The organism is Sphingopyxis sp. PAMC25046, from assembly GCF_004795895.1.
GTDB lineage: Bacteria > Pseudomonadota > Alphaproteobacteria > Sphingomonadales > Sphingomonadaceae > Sphingopyxis.
Map to the genome: position 1 here is coordinate 4,112,593 of NZ_CP039250.1, position 19,120 is coordinate 4,131,712.

At 64.9% G+C, this 19,120-nt stretch carries 25 protein-coding genes; 12 read left to right on the forward strand and 13 right to left on the reverse strand.

Going from position 1 to position 19,120, the window contains the following annotated elements:
• Nucleotides 1-2: 2 nt before the first annotated feature.
• From E5675_RS19335 to E5675_RS19355, 5 genes are all read left to right on the forward strand, one after another.
• A complete protein-coding gene (locus E5675_RS19335) occupies nucleotides 3-302 on the forward strand; it encodes an RNA-binding S4 domain-containing protein (RefSeq protein WP_136175934.1) in 300 nt (99 codons plus the stop codon).
• Between the two features lie 173 nt (nucleotides 303-475).
• A complete protein-coding gene (gene fdxA, locus E5675_RS19340; protein ID WP_136175935.1) occupies nucleotides 476-814 on the forward strand; it encodes a ferredoxin FdxA in 339 nt (112 codons plus the stop codon).
• A gap of 150 nt (nucleotides 815-964) precedes the next feature.
• The gene (locus tag E5675_RS19345) at nucleotides 965-1,615 is read left to right on the forward strand and encodes an ATP-dependent Clp protease proteolytic subunit (protein ID WP_136175936.1); all 651 of its coding nucleotides are present in this window, start codon (nucleotides 965-967) and stop codon (nucleotides 1,613-1,615) included.
• 260 nt (nucleotides 1,616-1,875) lie between these two features.
• The gene (gene clpX / locus E5675_RS19350) at nucleotides 1,876-3,147 is read left to right on the forward strand and encodes an ATP-dependent Clp protease ATP-binding subunit ClpX (protein WP_136175937.1); all 1,272 of its coding nucleotides are present in this window, start codon (nucleotides 1,876-1,878) and stop codon (nucleotides 3,145-3,147) included.
• A gap of 268 nt (nucleotides 3,148-3,415) precedes the next feature.
• Nucleotides 3,416-6,853: a TonB-dependent receptor gene (locus E5675_RS19355; protein WP_136175938.1), complete on the forward strand. Its 3,438-nt coding sequence runs from the start codon at nucleotides 3,416-3,418 to the stop codon at nucleotides 6,851-6,853.
• Nucleotides 6,854-7,121: 268 nt separating this feature from the next.
• Here the strand turns inward: E5675_RS19355 and E5675_RS19360 are convergent, their stop codons facing one another.
• The 10 genes from E5675_RS19360 to E5675_RS21590 all read right to left on the reverse strand — a co-directional run bounded on the left by E5675_RS19360 (nucleotide 7,122) and on the right by E5675_RS21590 (nucleotide 10,765).
• On the reverse strand, nucleotides 7,122-7,532 hold the full coding sequence (locus tag E5675_RS19360) for a SufE family protein (RefSeq protein WP_136175939.1): 411 nt from the start codon (nucleotides 7,530-7,532) through the stop codon (nucleotides 7,122-7,124).
• Nucleotides 7,533-7,663: 131 nt separating this feature from the next.
• On the reverse strand, nucleotides 7,664-7,909 hold the full coding sequence (locus E5675_RS19365; RefSeq protein WP_037554919.1) for a hypothetical protein: 246 nt from the start codon (nucleotides 7,907-7,909) through the stop codon (nucleotides 7,664-7,666).
• A 23-nt stretch (nucleotides 7,910-7,932) separates the two neighbouring features.
• Nucleotides 7,933-8,193, reverse strand: coding sequence for a hypothetical protein (locus tag E5675_RS19370; RefSeq protein ID WP_136175940.1), 261 nt, complete (start codon nucleotides 8,191-8,193; stop codon nucleotides 7,933-7,935).
• Nucleotides 8,194-8,226: 33 nt separating this feature from the next.
• Nucleotides 8,227-8,490 (reverse strand): hypothetical protein, encoded by a 264-nt coding sequence (locus E5675_RS19375; protein ID WP_037554916.1) that lies wholly within the window; start codon nucleotides 8,488-8,490, stop codon nucleotides 8,227-8,229.
• A gap of 11 nt (nucleotides 8,491-8,501) precedes the next feature.
• The gene (locus E5675_RS19380; RefSeq protein WP_210727567.1) at nucleotides 8,502-8,819 is read right to left on the reverse strand and encodes a hypothetical protein; all 318 of its coding nucleotides are present in this window, start codon (nucleotides 8,817-8,819) and stop codon (nucleotides 8,502-8,504) included.
• Nucleotides 8,820-8,831: 12 nt separating this feature from the next.
• Entirely contained in the window at nucleotides 8,832-9,131 is a 300-nt protein-coding gene (locus tag E5675_RS19385; RefSeq protein WP_136175941.1) for a hypothetical protein, read from the reverse strand.
• Nucleotides 9,132-9,159: 28 nt separating this feature from the next.
• Nucleotides 9,160-9,540 carry an envelope stress response membrane protein PspC gene (gene pspC, locus E5675_RS19390; protein WP_062185147.1) on the reverse strand — a complete coding sequence of 127 codons (381 nt, stop codon included), beginning with the start codon at nucleotides 9,538-9,540 and terminating at the stop codon, nucleotides 9,160-9,162.
• Between the two features lies 1 nt (nucleotide 9,541).
• On the reverse strand, nucleotides 9,542-9,820 hold the full coding sequence (gene pspB, locus E5675_RS19395) for an envelope stress response membrane protein PspB (RefSeq protein ID WP_037554911.1): 279 nt from the start codon (nucleotides 9,818-9,820) through the stop codon (nucleotides 9,542-9,544).
• A gap of 12 nt (nucleotides 9,821-9,832) precedes the next feature.
• The gene (gene pspA / locus E5675_RS19400) at nucleotides 9,833-10,495 is read right to left on the reverse strand and encodes a phage shock protein PspA (protein ID WP_136175942.1); all 663 of its coding nucleotides are present in this window, start codon (nucleotides 10,493-10,495) and stop codon (nucleotides 9,833-9,835) included.
• 99 nt (nucleotides 10,496-10,594) lie between these two features.
• Nucleotides 10,595-10,765: a hypothetical protein gene (locus E5675_RS21590; RefSeq protein ID WP_168707937.1), complete on the reverse strand. Its 171-nt coding sequence runs from the start codon at nucleotides 10,763-10,765 to the stop codon at nucleotides 10,595-10,597.
• Between the two features lie 174 nt (nucleotides 10,766-10,939).
• Between E5675_RS21590 and pspF the strand changes: the two genes are divergently transcribed.
• Nucleotides 10,940-11,965: a phage shock protein operon transcriptional activator gene (gene pspF / locus E5675_RS19405; RefSeq protein ID WP_136175943.1), complete on the forward strand. Its 1,026-nt coding sequence runs from the start codon at nucleotides 10,940-10,942 to the stop codon at nucleotides 11,963-11,965.
• Between the two features lie 97 nt (nucleotides 11,966-12,062).
• On the opposite strand, the gene E5675_RS19410 is transcribed toward pspF, so the two are convergent.
• Nucleotides 12,063-12,572, reverse strand: coding sequence for a hypothetical protein (locus E5675_RS19410; protein WP_136175944.1), 510 nt, complete (start codon nucleotides 12,570-12,572; stop codon nucleotides 12,063-12,065).
• A 229-nt stretch (nucleotides 12,573-12,801) separates the two neighbouring features.
• Between E5675_RS19410 and rplU the strand changes: the two genes are divergently transcribed.
• From rplU to E5675_RS19425, 3 genes are all read left to right on the forward strand, one after another.
• Complete coding sequence (gene rplU / locus E5675_RS19415) at nucleotides 12,802-13,293, forward strand: 50S ribosomal protein L21 (RefSeq protein WP_136175945.1); 492 nt, start codon at nucleotides 12,802-12,804, stop codon at nucleotides 13,291-13,293.
• 48 nt (nucleotides 13,294-13,341) lie between these two features.
• Nucleotides 13,342-13,611, forward strand: a complete 270-nt coding sequence (rpmA, locus tag E5675_RS19420; RefSeq protein ID WP_037554904.1) for a 50S ribosomal protein L27 — start codon at nucleotides 13,342-13,344, stop codon at nucleotides 13,609-13,611.
• A gap of 253 nt (nucleotides 13,612-13,864) precedes the next feature.
• Nucleotides 13,865-14,461 (forward strand): GNAT family N-acetyltransferase, encoded by a 597-nt coding sequence (locus E5675_RS19425; RefSeq protein ID WP_136175946.1) that lies wholly within the window; start codon nucleotides 13,865-13,867, stop codon nucleotides 14,459-14,461.
• Nucleotides 14,462-14,552: 91 nt separating this feature from the next.
• Here E5675_RS19425 and E5675_RS19430 read toward each other — a convergent pair whose 3' ends face one another.
• Nucleotides 14,553-15,146 carry a DUF937 domain-containing protein gene (locus E5675_RS19430; RefSeq protein WP_136175947.1) on the reverse strand — a complete coding sequence of 198 codons (594 nt, stop codon included), beginning with the start codon at nucleotides 15,144-15,146 and terminating at the stop codon, nucleotides 14,553-14,555.
• Nucleotides 15,147-15,321: 175 nt separating this feature from the next.
• On the opposite strand from E5675_RS19430, the gene E5675_RS19435 reads away from it, so the two are divergent.
• The 3 genes from E5675_RS19435 to E5675_RS19445 all read left to right on the forward strand — a co-directional run bounded on the left by E5675_RS19435 (nucleotide 15,322) and on the right by E5675_RS19445 (nucleotide 18,626).
• Nucleotides 15,322-15,720, forward strand: a complete 399-nt coding sequence (locus E5675_RS19435; protein ID WP_037554901.1) for a DUF3597 domain-containing protein — start codon at nucleotides 15,322-15,324, stop codon at nucleotides 15,718-15,720.
• A 123-nt stretch (nucleotides 15,721-15,843) separates the two neighbouring features.
• Nucleotides 15,844-17,688 (forward strand): DUF885 domain-containing protein, encoded by a 1,845-nt coding sequence (locus E5675_RS19440; protein WP_136175948.1) that lies wholly within the window; start codon nucleotides 15,844-15,846, stop codon nucleotides 17,686-17,688.
• Complete coding sequence (locus E5675_RS19445) at nucleotides 17,685-18,626, forward strand: DUF2268 domain-containing putative Zn-dependent protease (RefSeq protein WP_136175949.1); 942 nt, start codon at nucleotides 17,685-17,687, stop codon at nucleotides 18,624-18,626. Before E5675_RS19440 ends, E5675_RS19445 begins: the two co-directional genes overlap by 4 nt.
• On the opposite strand, the gene E5675_RS19450 is transcribed toward E5675_RS19445, so the two are convergent.
• Complete coding sequence (locus E5675_RS19450; RefSeq protein ID WP_136175950.1) at nucleotides 18,623-19,072, reverse strand: hypothetical protein; 450 nt, start codon at nucleotides 19,070-19,072, stop codon at nucleotides 18,623-18,625. The genes E5675_RS19445 and E5675_RS19450 overlap by 4 nt on opposite strands.
• Nucleotides 19,073-19,120: the final 48 nt, after the last annotated feature.

Below are 19,120 nucleotides of genomic sequence, written 5' to 3' on the forward strand. Positions count from 1 at the left end.
GAATGGCGAGTCCCGGCGCGGCAGGAAGCATCCGGCTCGACAAGCTGCTGTGGTTCCTGCGTTTCGCGCGCTCGCGCAGCATCGCGCAGGCGATGGTCGAGACGGGGCATATCCGGCTCGATGGGCGCCGCGTCACGCGCTCGTCCTGCGCGGTGCACGCCGGGGCGACATTGGTGCTGCCGGTCGGCGAGCGCATCGAGGTGATCCGCCTCCTGACCCTGCCCTTGCGCCGCGGCCCGGCGCCCGAGGCGCAATCCTGCTATGTCCGGCTGGATTCGCCGGACCCCGCCCCCTCCAGCTGAGCTATCGGCGGGCGAGGAAAAGCTGTCGCCCGGAACCGCGTGATTTTGCCTATCAAGTGAGAGTGATTCGCAACTGTCGCTTTGCGTTGACGCGTAACATTCGCGCGGCTTAGAGGCGGGGGCATTCATTGTCCGGACGGCAAGGGTGCCGCCGACCAAGGGAGCAAATACCCATGACCTATGTCGTCACCGATGCCTGCGTCCGGTGCAAATATATGGACTGCGTCGAGGTGTGCCCCGTCGACTGTTTCTATGAGGGCGAGAATATGCTCGTCATCAACCCGAACGAGTGCATCGACTGCGGCGTGTGCGAACCCGAATGCCCCGCGGAGGCGATCCTGCCCGACACCGAGAGCGGCCTCGAAAAATGGCTCGAAGTGAACAGCAAGTTCAGCGCCGAATGGCCGAACATCACGGTCAAGAAGGAAACGCCGCCCGACGCCGACGAGTTCAAGGGCGTCGAGGACAAGTTCGACAAATATTTCTCGCCCGAACCGGGCGAGGGCGACTGATCGCTTCGATACGAGACAGCGGGGCGGGACTTTCCCGCCCCTTCTTTTTGCCCTCTTGAAACAGGCCCGTTTGGCGACGATGTAAAAGCCGGAGGGACCAGCCCGCCGGTTCTCGGCAGGGCGCTCCCGATAGTGAAGGACGAATTCCCAATGATCGACCCGCTCGCCGCCCTTGTTCCCGTCGTCGTCGAGCAGACGAGCCGCGGCGAACGCAGCTTCGACATTTTCTCGCGCCTGCTGCGCGAACGGATCGTCTTCGTCACCGGCGAGGTCGAGGACAATATGGCCTCGCTGATCGTCGCCCAGCTGCTGTTCCTCGAATCGGAAAATCCGAAGAAGGACATCTATATGTACATCAACTCGCCGGGCGGCGTCGTCACGGCGGGCATGGCGATCCACGACACGATGCAATATATCCGCCCGCGCGTCGGCACCGTCTGCATCGGCCAGGCCGCGTCGATGGGCAGCTTCCTGCTGGCGGCAGGCGAGCCCGGGATGCGTGTTGCGCTGAACAATGCGCGCGTGATGGTTCACCAGCCGTCAGGCGGCGCGCGCGGCATGGCGTCGGACATCGAGATCCAGGCCAAGGAAATCCTGCGCATCCGCAAGCGGATGAACGACCTGTACGTCAAATATACCGGCAAGTCGCTGAAAGAGATCGAAAAGGCGATGGACCGCGACACCTTCCTCGAGGCCGACGAAGCGAAGGAATTCGGCATCGTCGATCATGTCTACGACCGCCGCCCGGGTCTGCCCGGCGATGACACACCGAAGGATGTGAGCGAGGGTCCGACGCCCTGATGGCTTGATTCGACCGGCACCGGCCCGCTCCCCCTCCCAACCTCCCGACATGCTATCCTATGGGGGGCTGGGAGGGGGAGCGGGCCGGCGCCGTTAACGGACGCATGCTCGCCGGTAACCGCATTTGTTGACGTCCGCTTGGCGCCTTGGCGCTAGGCGGAACATTGAACCCATGTCACCCAATTGCCATATTGTAATTGGGTGACCGGGGGCTAGGATAAGGACGGCGCCGCCCCTTTGGGCCCGCCATAGGAAGATTTATGACGAAATTGAGTGGCTCGGACAGCAAGAGCACCCTCTATTGCTCCTTCTGCGGAAAGTCGCAGCACGAAGTCCGCAAGCTGATTGCCGGGCCGACCGTGTTCATCTGCGACGAATGCGTCGAGCTGTGCAACGACATCATCCGCGAAGAGATCAAGGGCGGCATCGCCGCGCGCAAGGATGGCGCGGTGCCCACGCCGCTCGAAATCTGCCAGCATCTCGACGCCTATGTCATCGGCCAGAACACCGCCAAGCGCGTGCTGTCGGTCGCGGTGCACAATCATTACAAGCGCCTTGCGAACAGCGGCCGCGGCGACGACGTCGAACTGGCGAAGTCGAACATCCTGCTCGTCGGTCCGACCGGCAGCGGCAAGACGTTGCTCGCACAGACGCTCGCGCGCTTCCTCGACGTTCCCTTCACCATGGCCGACGCGACGACGCTGACCGAGGCGGGCTACGTCGGCGAGGATGTCGAGAACATCATCCTGAAGCTGCTCCAGGCCAGCGACTATAATGTCGAAAAGGCACAGCGCGGTATCGTCTATATCGACGAGATCGATAAAATTTCGCGCAAGGCCGAAAATCCGTCGATCACGCGCGACGTGTCGGGCGAGGGCGTGCAGCAGGCGCTCCTGAAGCTGATGGAAGGCACGACCGCGAGCGTTCCGCCGCAGGGCGGGCGCAAGCATCCGCAGCAGGAATTCCTGCAGGTCGACACGACGAACATCCTGTTCATCGCGGGTGGCGCGTTCAGCGGGCTCGAAAAGATCATCGGTGACCGCCTGCAGGGCAAGTCGATCGGTTTCGGCGCGCATGTAGCGGGCCCCGACGAGCGGCGCAGCGGCGAAGTGCTGAAGCAGATCGAACCCGAGGATCTTCTGAAGTTCGGCCTGATTCCCGAATTCGTCGGCCGCCTGCCCGTGATTGCGACGCTCGAGGACCTCGACGTCGAGGCGCTGGTCAAGATTCTGGGCGAACCCAAGAATGCGCTGGTCAAGCAGTATAAGAAGCTGTTCGATCTGGAGGAGGTCGCGCTGACCTTCACCGACGACGCGCTGGTCGCGGTCGCCAAGAAGGCGATCGAACGCAAGACCGGAGCGCGCGGACTGCGCTCGATCGTCGAGGCGATCCTGCTCGACACGATGTTCGACCTGCCCGACCTCACCGATGTGGTCGAGATCGTCGTCGACAAGGATGTCGTCGAAGGCCGCAAGGATCCCGTGCGCGTCTACGCCGACAAAACGAAGGAAGCGGCCGGCGACGCCGCCTGACCCGAGTCGCGCGCGTTCGGCGCGCGACTTTTATGTTGCATTGCAGCAACAGTAGCTCGGAAAAACGAAACCGCGCCTGTGGATAAAATCGGGCGCGTCACGCAAATTCAGGCTTTTTCGAGTCCTCTTTGAACGGCGCACGGCTCGCCGCTTGCACTGTCACAATTGCTGTCACAATCGTGCCACATGCGGGCTTCAGGGGCGCTCGCAGGTCTTGGCGCGCCCCGCTCGCGTGCCTGCCGAACGCACCAATAGGGGACATCCTGACATGAAACTTCGTTATTCGATCGCGGCTAGCCTGATGGCTATCAGCGTCGCGACCGTTGTCGCGGCGCCCGCCCAAGCGCAGCAAATCACGACCGGCATCCAGGGCCAGGTCAACGACGACAGCGGCGCCGCGATCGGCGGCGCGACGGTCGTCATCACCGACACCCGCACCGGCGCCGCGCGCACGATCACCACGGGCGCCGATGGCCGCTTCTCGACCACCGGCCTTACGACCGGCGGCCCTTACACGGTCAGCGTCAACGCCGACAGCTATGAAGGCCAGTCGCTCCAGGATATCTACACCACGCTGCAGGGCAGCACCGACCTGACCTTCGCGCTCACTTCGGGCGGCGGCGAAATCGTCGTCACCGGCAGCCGCGTCCGCGTGACGCAGCTCGAAGTCGGCCCCGGCACCAGCTTCACCAGCGAAGTCCTCGCCAGCGCGCCCTCGTTCAACCGCGACGTCCGCGACATCATCCGCCTCGACCCGCGCGTCAGCCTCGACCGCGATGATGGCGGTTCGGGCCAGGACCGCATCTCGTGCCTCGGGGGCAACGACCGCGGCAACGCCTTCACCGTCGACGGCATCAGCCAAGGCGATATTTACGGTCTGAACGACACGGGTTTCTCGTCGCGCAGCTCGACCCCGATTCCCTATGACGCGGTCCGCGAAACGCAGGTGCAGTTCGCGCCCTTCGACGTCGACTATGGTTCGTTCACCGGCTGCGCGATCAACGTCGTGACCAAGTCGGGCACCAATGACTATCATTTCGGTGGCTTCTTCGAATATGGCGACAACGGCATGCGCGGCGACAAGGTCAAGGGCCAGCCGGTCGCGCCGATCGAAACCGAAAAGCGCTGGGGCGCGTGGCTGAGCGGCCCGATCATCAAGGACCGTCTCTTCTTCTTCGGCGCCTATGAACATCAGGAAGCCGGCCAGTCGCAGGACGACGGTCCGGCCGGCGCGGGCTATGCCAACGAACTGGAAGGCGTGCCGGTCGAGGCCTTCAACGAAGTCTCGGATATCCTGAGCAGCGTCTACGGCATCGACACCGGTCCGCTGGTCCGCAGCCGCCCGTTCGAGAATGACCGTTATTTCGGCCGCCTCGACTGGCAGATCAACGACGATCACCGTCTCGAGCTGACCTATCAGCGGCTCGAAGAAGCGACGACCCGCCCCGACGATTTCAGCACCTCGTCGAGCAACCCGCGCGTCACGGGCCTCAACACCTTCTATCTCAGCGGCACCAAGTCGGATTATTATTCGGGACGTCTCTATTCGCAGTGGACCGATAATTTCTCGACCGAACTGCGCTATTCGCGTTCGAAGATCACCGACCGTCAGGATCCGATCGGCGGCGGCGAAGCGCAGTCGGACAACCCGATCCCGCGCATCATCGTCGGGGTCGAAAGCGCCGACGGCAGCAGCTTCGGCCAGATCCTTGCCGGACCGGGCTTCTCGCGTGCCGCAAACGACTTGCGGACGACGGTCAATGCTTATCGCGCCGTTGCCAAGCTCGAGCAGGGTGCGCATTCGCTGAAGGTCGGCTTCGAAATGAATCAGGCCGACCTGTTCAACCTGTTCGTCCAGAACGCCACCGGCACGCTCTATTTCGAGAACATCGACGATCTGCGCGAGGGGCTGCTCTCGGGCGGTAGCACGACCAACCCGACCGCATCGCAGATCGCGGCCGGCGACGCGGTGGGCGCCGAGGGCAATTTCACCGCGACGGGCAATGTCCGCGACGCGGCGGCGGCGTTCAAGCGCACGACCTATTCGATCTTCGCGCAGGACGACTGGGAAGTCACCGATCGCCTGAAGGCGGTGGTCGGCGTACGCGCGGACTGGTATTCGGGCGGTCAGCCCAACGCCAATCCGTTGTTCCTCCAGCGTTACGGCTTCTCGAACACCACCGCCTTTAGCAACCTCGACCCGATCGTCATGCCGCGCCTCGCGCTGACCTATGACATGGACGATTTCGCCGTGTTCGGCCGGCCGAAACTGACCGCCGGCGTCGGCATCTTCTCGGGCGGCGATCCGCTCGTCTGGTTCGGCAACGCCTTCCAGAACGACGGCCGCGGCTTCGCGACGGGAACGACCAACGACGCGCTGTGCACGCCGCTGAAGGATGCCAATGGGCAGATCGACGTCGTCACCGGGGGCCAGTTTAATGGCGTTCCGGGATGCTTCCAGCAGTCGGCGTCGAACAACGCGGCTGCGGGCCGCGGCGATACGCAGTCGATCAGCCCGAACATCAAGATGCCGTCGGTGCTGCGCGCCAACATCGGCTTCACGTCGGAACTGAATTTCGCCCCGTCGGGCTTCTTCAGCGGCTGGAACCTCAACCTCGACTATATCTACAGCAAATATCGCAACCCGTTCACGCTGGTCGACCTGTCGCAGACCGTGAACCCGGCGCTCGGGATCAACGGATATACCGTCGATGGTCGTCCGATCTATCGTGCGATCGATGCCAATAACGCCGGCTGCACGGCCGAACTGGTCGGGCTTAACCCCGCGCCGGTCTGGCAGAATGTCAACGCCGTCTGCTTCAACACCAGCCGCGACGACGAACTGCAGCTGACCAACAGCGCGGGCTATCGCAGCCACAACGCGTCGATCATCCTGTCGAAGACCTTCGACGGCGGGCTGTTCACCGAAAATGGCAATGTCGATTTCAATATCGGCTATGCCTATACCGACGCGCAGGACCGCCGGAGCATGTACAACTCGACGGCGGGTTCGAACTACGACCTCGTCGCGGCGTTCGACCGCCAGAATCCGGGCGCCGCGCGCGGTTTCTACAGCAGCAAACACAATATCTCGACGCGCCTCGCGTTCCGCGAGGAGTTTTTCAACGAGCTGTCGACGCGCCTTGCGGTTACCTTCGTCGCGCGGTCGGGCCGTCCGTACAGCCTGACCTTCACCGGGGGCGGCGTGTTTAACGACAGCGCCTCGGGCTTCGAGAATGCGCTGCTCTATCTGCCCACGGGCATCGACGATCCCAATCTTTCGGCTTCGTCGAACATGGACGCAGTGCGTGACCTGGTCGCCTTCACCAGCGGCCTTGGCTGCGCCAAGAAATATCTTGGCCGCACGATTCCGCGCAATACCTGCTCGAACGACTGGTATTTCGACGTCGACCTCAGCTTCTCGCAGGAGCTGCCGGGGCCGGGCCGCCTGTTCGGTCGCAACGACAAGGTCAAGCTCTATGCTACGATGGACAATTTCCTGAACTTCCTCGACAGCGACTGGAACGTCCAGAAGCGCCGCAACTTCGCGGGGCTGCAGGATATCGCAACCGGCGGTGTCGATACGGCGACGGGTCAGTATATCATCAGCGGCTTCAACGGCGTCGATGCTTATAACGACGATAACCAGATCAACGTGTCGTCGTCGGTGTGGCGCCTGAAGATCGGCGTGTCGTACGAATTCTGATCGCCGCTCGGGACATGAAAAGGGCGTGGGAGGTAACTCCCGCGCCCTTTTCTTTTGGGCAGACGGCGGAGGTCAAGCGGCGGGTTTCGATCGTTTGCCGCCCTATCGATCAGCGTCACCCCGGACTTGATCCGGGCCCCATGACTCCACGCCGCCGCGGATCCCGGATCAAGTCCGGGATGACGAAGGGAAAGGAGGCGGCGTCCGCTCCCCCCACGCCAAAACCGTCCTTAAACCGCAGCCCCGCCTAGCGACGACGCGGCGCGCCTCAGCTGGCGGCGATACGGCGGGCTGTGTCCTGGACGAGCGCGATCATGTTGGGGACGCCCTGCGTGCGGTTCGACGAGAGCTGGCGCGTGAGGTCGAAGGGCGCGAGCGCGGCAGCGACATCCATCGCCGCGACCTCGTTCGCCGGTTTGTCCTGCACCGCGGCGAGGACGAGCGCGACGATGCCCTTGGTGATCGCGGCATTGCTGTCGGCAAGGAAGTGGAGCCGGCCATGGTCCTGCGGCACGGGATAGACCCAGACGCTCGCCGAACAACCGCGCACCAGCGTCGCGTCGGTCTTGAGCGCGTCGGGCATCGGCTCCAGTTCGCGCCCGAGCTCGATGAGCAGGCGATAACGATCGTCGCCGTCGAGAAAATCATATTCTTCGAAGATGTCGTCGAGACTGCGCATGGCGGCGCCCTCGCACAGATGCCGCCAAGTTGGAAGGGCTTGAAACGACATCGGCCCGCCCCCCTGTCAGCCACCGGATGGAGGGCGGCTGACAGCGGAGCGGACCGATGCCGCGTCGGATGGAGGGACGTTTAGAGGTCGACCCCCGCCGCGATCGCTTCCAGTTTGCGCAGCCGTTCCTTGAGGTCGGCGATCTCGATCCGCGACCCGGCGTTCGGGACGCTATGGTCCTGCGGTGCCGCGACATGCCCCGCGGCCAACTCCTCGCGCTTGAGCTGGATCCAGTCGCGCCAGCCGCGCAGCGCGACGAGGCTAACGATGCTCAGCGCGCTGAGCGCGACCGCTGCGGCGGTGAAGTCGGGAGTGATGAAAGCCATGAGCGTTGCTCCTTTGCCGGCATTCAGATTTTGCTGCTGTCGCGCAGCTTCTCGATTTCCTGATCGAGCGTGACCGCGCGGTTGTTGTCGGTGGCGATGCGTTCGAGCACCTGGATACGGTCCTTGAGCGCGCGAATCTCGGCCTGCAGCGCCTTGGTCTCCGCATCGTTCCCGGCGACATAATCATTGCCATGGCGGTCGCGGCGGATGCCGTGTTTGGTGCGGACGATGCTGCCGATCGTCACGATGAGGACGATGCCGATGACCATTTCAAACGGGCCCATGGGGAGGTTCCTTTCCTGTCTCTCTTTTTCTTGTCAGTTGAGCGGGGCGTCGCGCAGCTTTTCGATCTCGTCGGCGACATCAATTCCCTTGTCGGTAACGATGCGCTCGAGAACGCGGACGCGCGCCTCCAGCCGTTCGGTGTGCGCCGCATATTGGGCGGCCTTTTCGGCGGTCTCGTTGGTGATCGCCTTGAACTGCCGTTCCTTGAACTTCAGGTGCCGCTCATAGGCGGCGTAGCCGATGCCGAGGGTCACGGGCAGTCCGACGACGATCAGGAGGATGACGATGGCTTCCATGGTTGTTCTCCTCAGTTCGCCGAGCGCCGCAGCGCCTCGATCTCGTGGCTCAGCCGGTGGCCCTCGTCGGTGACGATGCGCTCGATCACGGCAAGGCGATCCTTCACCGAACCGAGTTCGGCGCGCAGCTGGGCATTTTCCTGACTGATCAGCTTGACGCGCTCCATCGCCTCGTCGCTGGTCTTGGGATAGACCGCCTTGCCCCAGCTGTTTTCAAGCGGATAGCCGTTCTTGACGCGGAGCCAGGTGGTGAAGACCCATCCCCCGACCCCGGCCAGGCCGACGATCGCGGCGACGGGAGCAACAGCGTTCAGCACATCCAAATCCATTATCTTACCCTCTCAGCGCAGGCGGTCGATCTGGTCGGCGAGCTGCGCCGCCTTTCCGCCCTCTTCGGTCGCGATGCGTTCGAGCACCGAAATCCGCTCCTCCAGCCGGCTGACCTGCCCCGCCAGTTTGGCGTTATCATCGGTCAGCAGCGCGATTTTTCGATCAGCGTCGGGGTCGGTTCGATGAACCGTGCCACCCCATTCATTCTCGACGGGATAGCCGTGCTTGGCGCGGATCCAGGTGGTGAACATCCAGCCGCCGATCGACAGGGCGATGATGGCGAGGACGAAAGTGGTGCCACCGAAATTCATGAAACGTCTCCCTGTTGCTTCAGCCCGCTCAGCGCAGCGCGTCGATCTCGTCGGCGAGGCGGCGGTTATGGCTGGTGTAATATTGCTCGATGTCGGCAAGCCGGCGGTCGATGTCGCGGAAGCGCGACTTGATGTCGCGGGTCGATGCGGTCGGGTTGCTGCGCACACCCTGCCAGAATTTCGCTTCCTCGGTCGAGCCGTAGAGCGCGAAGGGCTTCGGCGTTCCCATCCAGGCGACCATCCAGTAGGCGATCAGCGTCCAGGGAAAACCGCCCATCAGGGTGAGCAGCACCGCGCCGACGCGAACCCAGAGGACGTCGATCCCGCTATAGTCCGCGATCCCCGCGCACACGCCGCTCCATTTGGCGTTCTGCTTGTCGAGATAGAATTTGGTGCGGCTGGCAGACATCTCAGTTCCTCCGGTTCGTCATGTTTTCGAGCTGCGCCAGTTCTTCATCGCTGCGTACCGCGGGGCGGAAGTCGGGATGGTCGGCGCTGATGATACGTTCGACAGTATGGAGACGATTCTCGAGCCGCCGAGCCGTATCGTAGAGTTCGTCGAGCAGCTGTTCATCTTCTCCGGTCAGCGTCTTGGCCTGTTTCCACTTGGTAATGTAGTGGAGGATCAGCCAGGGCAGACCGAGGAAGAGCGTTCCGATGACGATCGGGACAATGATGACTTCTTCCATCGGTCCGGCTCCTCAATTCTTGCCCTGCGCGGCCTTCAGCGCGGCGAGTTCGTCGGCAACCTTGTCGGCGGCCTGCAGTTCGGCGATCTCCTCGTCGAGCGACTTCTTGTAGCCGAGACCCAGCGCATCGGCACGGCCTTCGGCTTCGTCGACGCGGCGTTCGAGGATTTCGAAGCGCGAGAAGGCGTCTTCGACACGGTCGCCGTTGGTCATCTCGCGCAGCTTGAATCGGTTCTCGGCGCTTTCGAGGCGGTTGACCACGCTCGACTGGCGCGCGCGGGCTTCCGAAAGCTTCTTCTGCAGCTTGGCGATGTCGGCCTCATAGCCGGTCAGCGCGTCGTCGAGGACGGCGATCTCGGCCTTGAGACGCTCGGCCATGTCGCCCGCCTTCTGCTTTTCGACGAGCGCGGCGGTGGCGAGGTCCTCGCGGTCCTTCGACAGCGCGAGTTCGGCCTTTTCCTTCCAGCTGTCCTGCAGGCTTTCGAGTTTGGCGATATGGCGGCGCATCTCCTTCTGGTCCGCGATCGTGCGGGCGGCGGAGGCGCGGACTTCGACGAGCGTTTCGTTCATCTCGAAGATGATCTGGCGGATCATCTTTTCCGGATCCTCGGCCCGGTCGAGCAGATCGGTGACGTTGGCGGCGATGATGTCGCGGGTTCGTGAGAAAATACCCATTTGAAACTCCTGTCGAAAACGTAAGACCTGTGTCTGTTTATAAAAAAGGCTGGTGCCGGGGCGGGGCAAGGGGGGAGAGTGCCCCGGCACCAGTGCCGGTCAGGCCATCGGACTGACCGCCGGGGTCGAAGCAGCACCGACCAGGCCGACGACCGGGAGGCCGGCAGCGTTGGCGGCTGTGGCAGGATAGTCGATCGCGCCGACGAGGACGGCCAGCGCACCCAACGCGCTGAACGCGAAAGTAGCGGCCTGGGCAATCTTCGTTTTCATCGTTTCGACCTTCCTGTTTGCTGCACCGGAGCGCTGTGCGCCGGTTCGCTGAAATCTTTGCAGGAGGCGTGCCAATTGCTGGAAACGGCAGAAAAGTGGGAAACTTCACTCGCGACTGCCTGTTCGTTGCAATTTGACTTGCCAATCAGCGGGAAAATTTGCCAATGATTGGGAATGGAGCGCGAAACACAGTTCATCGGCCAGTCGGCCGCCTTTCAGGACGCGGTGGAGCGCGCGAGCCTCGCGGCGTCGCTCGACCGCCCGGTGCTCGTGATCGGCGAGCGCGGCACGGGCAAGGAGCTGATCGCCGAGCGCCTCCACCGGCTGTCGACGCGGTGGGATCGTCCCTATGTGATCATGAACTGCGCCGCGATGCCCGAGACGCTGATCGAAAGCGAACTTTTCGGGCATGAGGCGGGCGCCTTCACCGGTGCGACGCGCAGCCGCGCGGGGCGTTTCGAAGAGGCCGATGGCGGCACGCTGTTCCTCGACGAGCTCGCGACGATGTCGATGGGCGCGCAGGAACGGCTGCTGCGCGCGGTCGAATATGGCGAGGTCACGCGCGTCGGCGCGTCGCGCCCGATCCGCGTCGACGTGCGGATCGTCGCGGCGACCAACGAGCATCTGCCCGCGCTGGTCGACGACAATCGCTTCCGGGCCGACCTGCTCGACCGGCTGTCCTTCGAGGTCATCACCCTGCCCCCGCTGCGCGCGCGCGAAGGCGATATCGAGGTGCTCGCCACCTATTTCGGCCAGCGCATGGCGGCGGTGATCGGCTGGGACGAATGGCCCGGCTTCGGCCCGCGCGCGCTCGCCGCGATGGAAGGGCATGATTGGCCGGGCAATGTCCGCGAGCTTCGCAATGTCATCGAACGCGCCATCTATCGTTGGGCCGACCCATCGAAACCGGTCGACGCGCTGAGCTTCGACCCGTTCGCGAGCCCGTGGCAGCCGGCGGTGCGCAAGGCGGCGGCGAAGGCCGAGGCGCCCGCCGCGACAACCGCCGATCCGGCGCCAAGCGCCCCCACCTCATCGGGCCCGGTCAGCGACCTGCGCGCCGCGGTCGACGGCTATGAAAAGGCGATCCTTGCCGACACGATGGCGCGCTGCCGTTTCAACCAGAAGGTCGCGGCCGAGGCGCTGGGGCTGAGTTACGACCAGATCCGCCACGCGCTCAAAAAGCACGGATTGAATCAGTAACCGGCCTAGTCTTCATCGTCAGGCCGGACTCGATCCGGCATCCATAACGCGGCCGCCGCGTGGGTCCCGGATCGAGTCCGGGATGACGAATGGCGCATTACCCGTTCGGCAACCCTGCGCTCAGTGCCTCGATCACCGCGTCCTGCGTCGAGACCATGTCGGCGAGCCGGTCGCGCAGCGCATAGATGTCGGGCAGGCCGTCGATCTGCTCGTCCACGCTGCGATCGAGATACAGCCGGTCGATGTCGGCCAGCGCGGCGGTAAGCGGCGCGCGCGCGGCGACGAGGCGCGAGATCGCCTGCTGCGCGACGACCCAGCGTTCGCCGGCGACCGGCGCGCCGGCCGCGGCCGCCACGAGCGAGGCGGCGGCGGCGCGCTCGGCGGCGAAAGCCTGTTGCCCGGCGGCGGCATCAGCCTCCCAGCGGTCGAGCCGTCCGGCGAGGTCGGCGGGGAGCGGTCCGGGCGGCGCCACGACGACCGCGGGCGGCGCGACATCGAATCGCCCCTCGACCGCGCGCTTCGCCAACGAAGGGCCGTCATTGGACTGAGTCGCGGCACAGGCGGGCAGCGACAGAAACAACGGGGTGAAAAGAAGGACGCGCTTCATCGCCGCCCCTGATATGGTCGCTCCCGTGGCGCAGCAAGTGCCGAATCGGGCGCGCGCGCAATAATCGGCACCGCCGCCGCGCTTTCGGATAAAAAGCGCGGAAATATGCGGTTGACAGCACGGGCCTGGCTCGCTAGTGGCGCTGACTTTCCCGCATGCCGGAAAAATCGCCTGCTCTGGCGGGTGACTGGCAGCGCGGGTGTTCTAGTTTCTGATTGGATGGAAGACCATGTTCGCAATCGTGCGCACGGGCGGAAAGCAGTATCGCGTTGCCGCCGGAGACAAGATCGCCGTCGAGAAGATCGAGGGTGAAGCCGGCGACACCGTGTCGCTGGGCGACATCCTGCTGGCCGGCGACGGCGGCGAGGTGAAGGATGCGAAGGGTCTCGTCGTTTCGGCCGAGATCATCGCCCAGACGCGCGGCGAAAAGGTCATCGTCTTCAAGAAGCGCCGCCGGCACAATTACCGCCGCCGCAACGGCCACCGCCAGTCGCTGACGCTGCTGCGCATCCTTGCCGTCGGCGATGCCAAGAAGGCCGCGCCGAAGAAGGAAGCCGCTCCGAAGGCAGAGGCCGCTCCGGCCGCCGAAGCCAAGGCTGCGCCCGCGAAGGAAGCCGCGCCGAAGAAGGCCGCTGCTCCCAAGAAGGAAGCTGCGCCCAAGGCCGAAACCGCCGAAAAGAAGCCCGCTGCCAAGAAGGCAGCCCCCAAGAAGGACGCCTGAGCGCGGAAACGCCGCTCGGCCTCTCGAACGAATTAAGGAGCATCAGTCATGGCACATAAGAAAGCAGGCGGTTCTTCGCGCAACGGTCGCGACTCAGCCGGCCGCCGCCTTGGCGTGAAGAAGTTCGGCGGTCAGGAAGTGATCGGCGGCAACATTATCGTGCGCCAGCGCGGTACCAAGGTGTACCCGGGCGCCAACGTCGGCATGGGCAAGGATCACACGCTGTTCGCCACCGCCGACGGCCGCGTCCGATTCCACGACGGCAAGCTCGGCCGCAAATATGTATCGGTCGACATGATGGCCGAAGCCGCCGAATAAGGACGATCGCTGACGGGTCGTCCATCCAAGGGATGACCCGGAGCTGTCCTTTCCGCGCATAGCGGAAACAAGGTTCGAAAAGAGGGAGACGGGTCACCCCGGACTCCCTTTTTTCTTGTCCGAAATCCGCAGTCTAGCGGGGCCGTTGTTGGCAATGGGCGCGAAAACGGGGCCTTCCATCTCCCTCCATATCGAATGTCGTCAAAGCGTCACCATCTGGCGCCAAGGCGACTGGCATTGGGAGTTTGAAAAGATGTTCGCGCGTACCGAAAGACTGTTGCTGCGGCCCGGCTGGCTCGAAGACGCCCCCGCGCTCGCCCGTGCGATCGGCGAAGAGGTGGTGGTCCGCAATCTCGCGACCGCGCCCTGGCCCTATGGCGAGGCGCAGGCGCAGGAATTTCTGGCGAAGCCGATCAATCCCGATCAACCGCGTTTCCTGATCTTCGCCCGTACCGGCGGCGCGCCGCGCCTCGTCGGCGGCTGCGGCATTTCGCCGAGTCCGGAAGGCGAACTCGAAATGGGTTACTGGATCGCGCGGCCCTATTGGGGTCTCGGTTTTGCGACCGAGGCGGGGCGCCAGCTCCTCCACATCGCGCGCGCGATGAACCTGCCCCGATTGTCGGCGGGCCATTTCCTCGACAATCCGGCGTCGGGCGCGGTGCTGCGCAAGCTGGGTTTTAAGCCCACCGGCAAGGTCGCGCAGCGTTACAGCCTGGCGCGCGGCGGCGAAGCGGCGTGCGCGCTGTTCGAGGAAGGCGACGCCGATGCCGATGGCGGCGTCACCCCGATGCGAAGCCGCATCGGGGTGGACGAGGATTTCCGCGAGGATATCAGACTGATGGCGGCGTGAAAGTTAGCGTCGCCCCCGCGAAGGCGGGGGCCGCTATCGATCTGGCGCAAGGTTGCCGGCGGCCCCCGTCTTCGCGGGGGCGACGACTTTCCTACCCCCGCATCTTGTTGACCATGCCCATGATGTCGTCGAGTGGATTGCCGTCGCCGTCCATGTCGAGCATCTTGCCCAGGCCGCCCAATCCGCCGCCGAAACCGCCGGCGGACGGGGCCGCGCCGCCGCCCATCGCGCCGCCGAGGACATTGCCGAGCATGCCGCCGAGGCCGCCGCTCGCGCTGCCCTGCCCGCCCTGCTTCGCCATATAGCCCGCGACCATCATCGCCAGCATCGGCAGCATCTGCTTGAGCAATCCCGAGTCGATCCCGGTCTGCGCCGCCGCCTGTCCGGCGACCGTACGGCTGACATCCTTCGACCCGAAAATCTGGCCGAGTACGTCATTGCCCTGGCTCACCGGCGTCGGCTGCGACCCGAGCACCGAGTCGAGCAATCCGCCGCCGCCAAGCTGGCCGAGCAGTCCGCCCAGCCCCTCGACTCCGCCGCCGCCTTGTGCCTGTTTCTTGAAACCGCCGAGGATCGCGGGAAGCAGCGCGTCGGCGCCCTGTTTCGCCGTGGCAGGCGGGATGCCCAGCTCCTTCGCCATCGATTCGATGCCGCCGGCCTGCGCCAAAATATCGGTCAGATTCATGGATCATACTCCCGCTACGGCACGGATCGGACCGCACCGATGCGCCGCAGTATAGCAGCAGGCGGGATCGGGAGGAGTCGTCATTTGGCTGTCATTCTCAATTGCATAGTCCTAGCCTGCACCTGTGCGACTCGCCCTTCCGGGGAGCGCCGTGGTTTCTAGTGGGAGCTACACAATGAGCATTTTCGGCAAGATCAAGGACGCCATTTTCGGCAAGAAGGCTGTCGCCGCGGAACCCGCCGCCCCGGCTGCGCCCAGTCCCGTCGGCACCGCGCTCGACGCCGCGACGCAGGCCATGGCGTCGGCCGCCGCCGCGCCGGTCGACGTCGACGCGATCCTCACCGCCGAGGCGGCGAAGGCCGGGCAGGATCTCAACTGGCGCACGTCGATCGTCGACCTGATGAAGCTGCTTGGCATCGATTCGAGCCTCGCCAACCGCAAGGAGCTGGCGCAGGAACTCGGCTATACCGGCGCGCTCGACGGCAGCGCCGAAATGAACATCTGGCTGCACAAGGCGGTGATGCGCGAGCTCGCGGCGAACGGCGGCAAGGTGCCCGCCGACCTTACCGATTGATAGACGGTCCATAATTTTCGACGGGGGTCGGGAAGGCAGAGGCTTTCCCGGCCCCTTTTCGTTGACCCGCGCGCCCGCCCGCCTAGACAGGTTTCAACAGAAACAAGTCGCAGGGAGCCGCCAGTGCAACATCCGCTTTCCACCCCCGTCAGCCGCCGCCACACGCTAGCCGCGCTTGGCGCGGGCTCCGCCGGACTCGCCATCGCCGGTCCCGCCGCGGCGCTGCAGGACGCGCCCGGGAGCGATGCGCAGCAACTGCTCGACTCAGTCGCCGACAATCTGCTCGCGAAATCGCCCGAGGGCGCGACCTCGCTCGGCATCGACACCGGCGCGCGCGCGGCGATGCGCGGGCAGCTCGGCGACCGTTCGGCGGCGGGCGTGCAGGCGCTCGCCGACACGCTGAAGACCGACGTCGCGCGCGTCCGCGCCTTTGACAAGGGCGGGCTCGACCATCAGGCGCGCACCAGCCTGGCGGTGGTCGAAAGCGCCTACGACGTCGCGCTCGCGGGCTTCGCCCTCCCCTATGGCGACGTTGCGGTCGGCGGGTGGCGCAACACGCCCTATGTCGTGATCCAGAATGTCGGCGCCTATCTCGACATTCCGAAATTCCTCGACAGCGATCATCCGGTGAAAAGCTCGGCCGATGCCGAAGCCTATCTCGCGCGCCTCAATGCCTTTCCGGGCGTGCTCGACGGCGAAACCGAGCGGCTGAAGGCGGCGGGCGGGCTGGGGCTGGTCGCCCCCGCCTTCCTGATCGACAAGGCGGTGAAGCAGATGGAGGCGACGGTCGCCGACGCGAAGGCGGGCGGGTCGATGGTCGAAAGCCTCGTACGGCGCACCGGCGACGCGAAGATCGCCGGCGACTGGAACGCGCGCTCGGCAAAGATCGTGCAGGGTCCGGTCGCCGCGGCGCTCGAACGCCAGCTCGCCGAGCTGAAGGCGCAGCGGCCGAAGGCGACGATGGACGCCGGCATGTGGGCGCGCCCCGGCGGCGACGAATGGTATGCGTGGGGCCTCCGCGCCTCGACGACGACGCGCATGACCCCCGACGAAATCCACGCGATGGGCCGCGAAGAACTCGCCGAACTCCACGGCCGGATGGACCCGATCCTGAAGAAGCTCGGCTATACGCAGGGCTCGGTCGGCGACCGGATGAACGCGCTCGCCAAGGATCCCAAATATAAATTCCCCGACAATGATCGGGGCCGCGCCGAGATCGTCGCCTATATCCAGACCTGGCTCGGCAAGATCCGCGCCGAACTGCCGCGCGCCTTCCGCACCCTCGTGAAGGGCAATGTCGAGGTGAAGCGGCTGCCGCTCGCCGAGGAACCCGGCGCGCCCGCGGCCTATGGCGGCGCGGGGTCGATCGACGGCAGCATTCCGGGACGCTTCTGGATCAATTTGCGCACGACCGAGCTGCACAGCAAATATTCGCTGCCCGATCTGACGATGCACGAGGCGATCCCGGGCCATGCCTGGCAGGGCGAATATGCGCATTCGATGCCGCTGATCCGCACGATGCTGGCGTTCAACGCCTATAGCGAAGGCTGGGCACTCTATGCCGAGCAGCTCGCCGACGAGCTTGGCCTCTACGACGATTTCGAGGTCGGGCGCTTGGGCTATCTCCAGTCGCTCGCCTTCCGCGCCTGCCGCCTCGTCGTCGACACCGGCCTCCACGCCAAGCGCTGGACGCGCCAGCAGGGAGTCGATTTCTTCGTTAAGGAGAATGGCTCTAACCCGCTTGAGGTCGCGAGCGAGGTCGACCGCTATTGCAGCTGGGCCGGGCAAGCGTGCGGATACAAGGTGGGGCACAGCGAAATCGTGCGCCAGCGCGGCCTCGCGCAGAAGGCGCTGGGCGCGAAGTACGACCTCCGCGATTTCAACGACGTTGTGGTCAAGGGCGGCAACGTTCCGCTCGACGTGCTCGCGAAGAATGTCGATGAATATGTGAAGGGGGCGAAGGCATGAGGTTCCGTCCCATGATGCGGGGGCTGTTCGGCGCCGTGTTGCTCGCCGCGATTCCCGCTCACGCGCATGAAGCGGCGGACGCGCCCGGCGTGGGGCGCGTCACCATCGCGACGAGCGACGTCGATCGCTTTTACGCGCTCTATGACGACCCCGCGCTCGCGGCGCAGCCCGAGGTGGTGGCGGCGCGCTATCTTGCCACCCCTTCGCCGGGGCTCGCGGAATTCATGGTGATGCGCCGGATCACGCCCGAAAAGCTTGCCGCCGCGCTGGGCAAGAAGCCGCAGGTCTTTGCCGACGCACGCGGCTGCGCGGCGAATCTTCCCGCGGTGCGCACGCGCCTTGTCGCCGCAACCGACCGCCTCGCGCAAATCTATCCCGCCGCGAAATTTCCGCCGATCACCATCGCGATCGGCCGCGCGACGACCGCGGGGACCGCCAATGCGAAGGGGCTCTACATCGGCCTCGAAGCGCTGTGCGCCGCCAAATTCATCGAAGCCGACGACGAGGACCGCTTCGTGCACGTCATCGCGCATGAATATATCCATGTGCAGCAGCCGCTGGCGCAGGTCGAGGACCGCGAAGAATCGGTGCTGCGCGCAGCGCTGGTCGAAGGCGCGGCCGAATTCGTCGCCGAGCGGATGACGGGATCGGTCGCCTATCCGCTGCTTCACCAGTGGGCGAAGGGGCGCGAGAAGGAGCTCGAGACGATCTTCCTCGCCGAAAAGGACCAGAAGGCGATCGGTTCGCGCTGGCTATACAATCAGAAGGGCGCCGATGGCTGGCCCGGCGACCTGGGTTACTGGGTCGGTTATCGTGTCGCCAAAGCCTATTACGACCGCACGCCCGACAAGGCGGCGGCGATCAAGGCGATCGTCGAGATGCAGGACCCCGCGGCGTTCCTCGCGGCGAGCGGCTGGACGCCGGGAATCGCGCTCTAGCCGGGCAGCGGCACAAGGTCGGGTTCAACGAAGGCGCGCCGCGCGGGCACGGAAAACAGCAGCTCGCGGCTGTAGAAGCGCAGCGGCCAGTCGCGGCGCCCGACGTCGGACAGCAGCAGCGCGTTGACGCGCGCCGCGAGCCCCGTCTCGGCCGTCTCGCGCAGGAATAGCCTGACCCCCGCGACATAGGCACGCGTAATGCTGTCGTGATAGCCGCCATGATCGTCGTTCACCCCGCCGACGCTCTCGTTGAAGCGGCGGATGAGGCCGGCGATCTCGACATCGACGTCGATGTCGGGACGTTCGCTGAGCAGCCAGAGGCAAGCGCCGAGATGCGCCTCGTGAGTCCACGCCTCGCGCGGCAGGGCACAGGCGAGCAAGCCTTCCCCGATCGCGCGTATCTCTTCGTCGCGCTCGAACAGGCGCGGGGAATATTGGGTGGTCATTGGTCCGGTCCTTCCGGGTGAATGAGCACCCGGAAGTTTCCGGGTCAA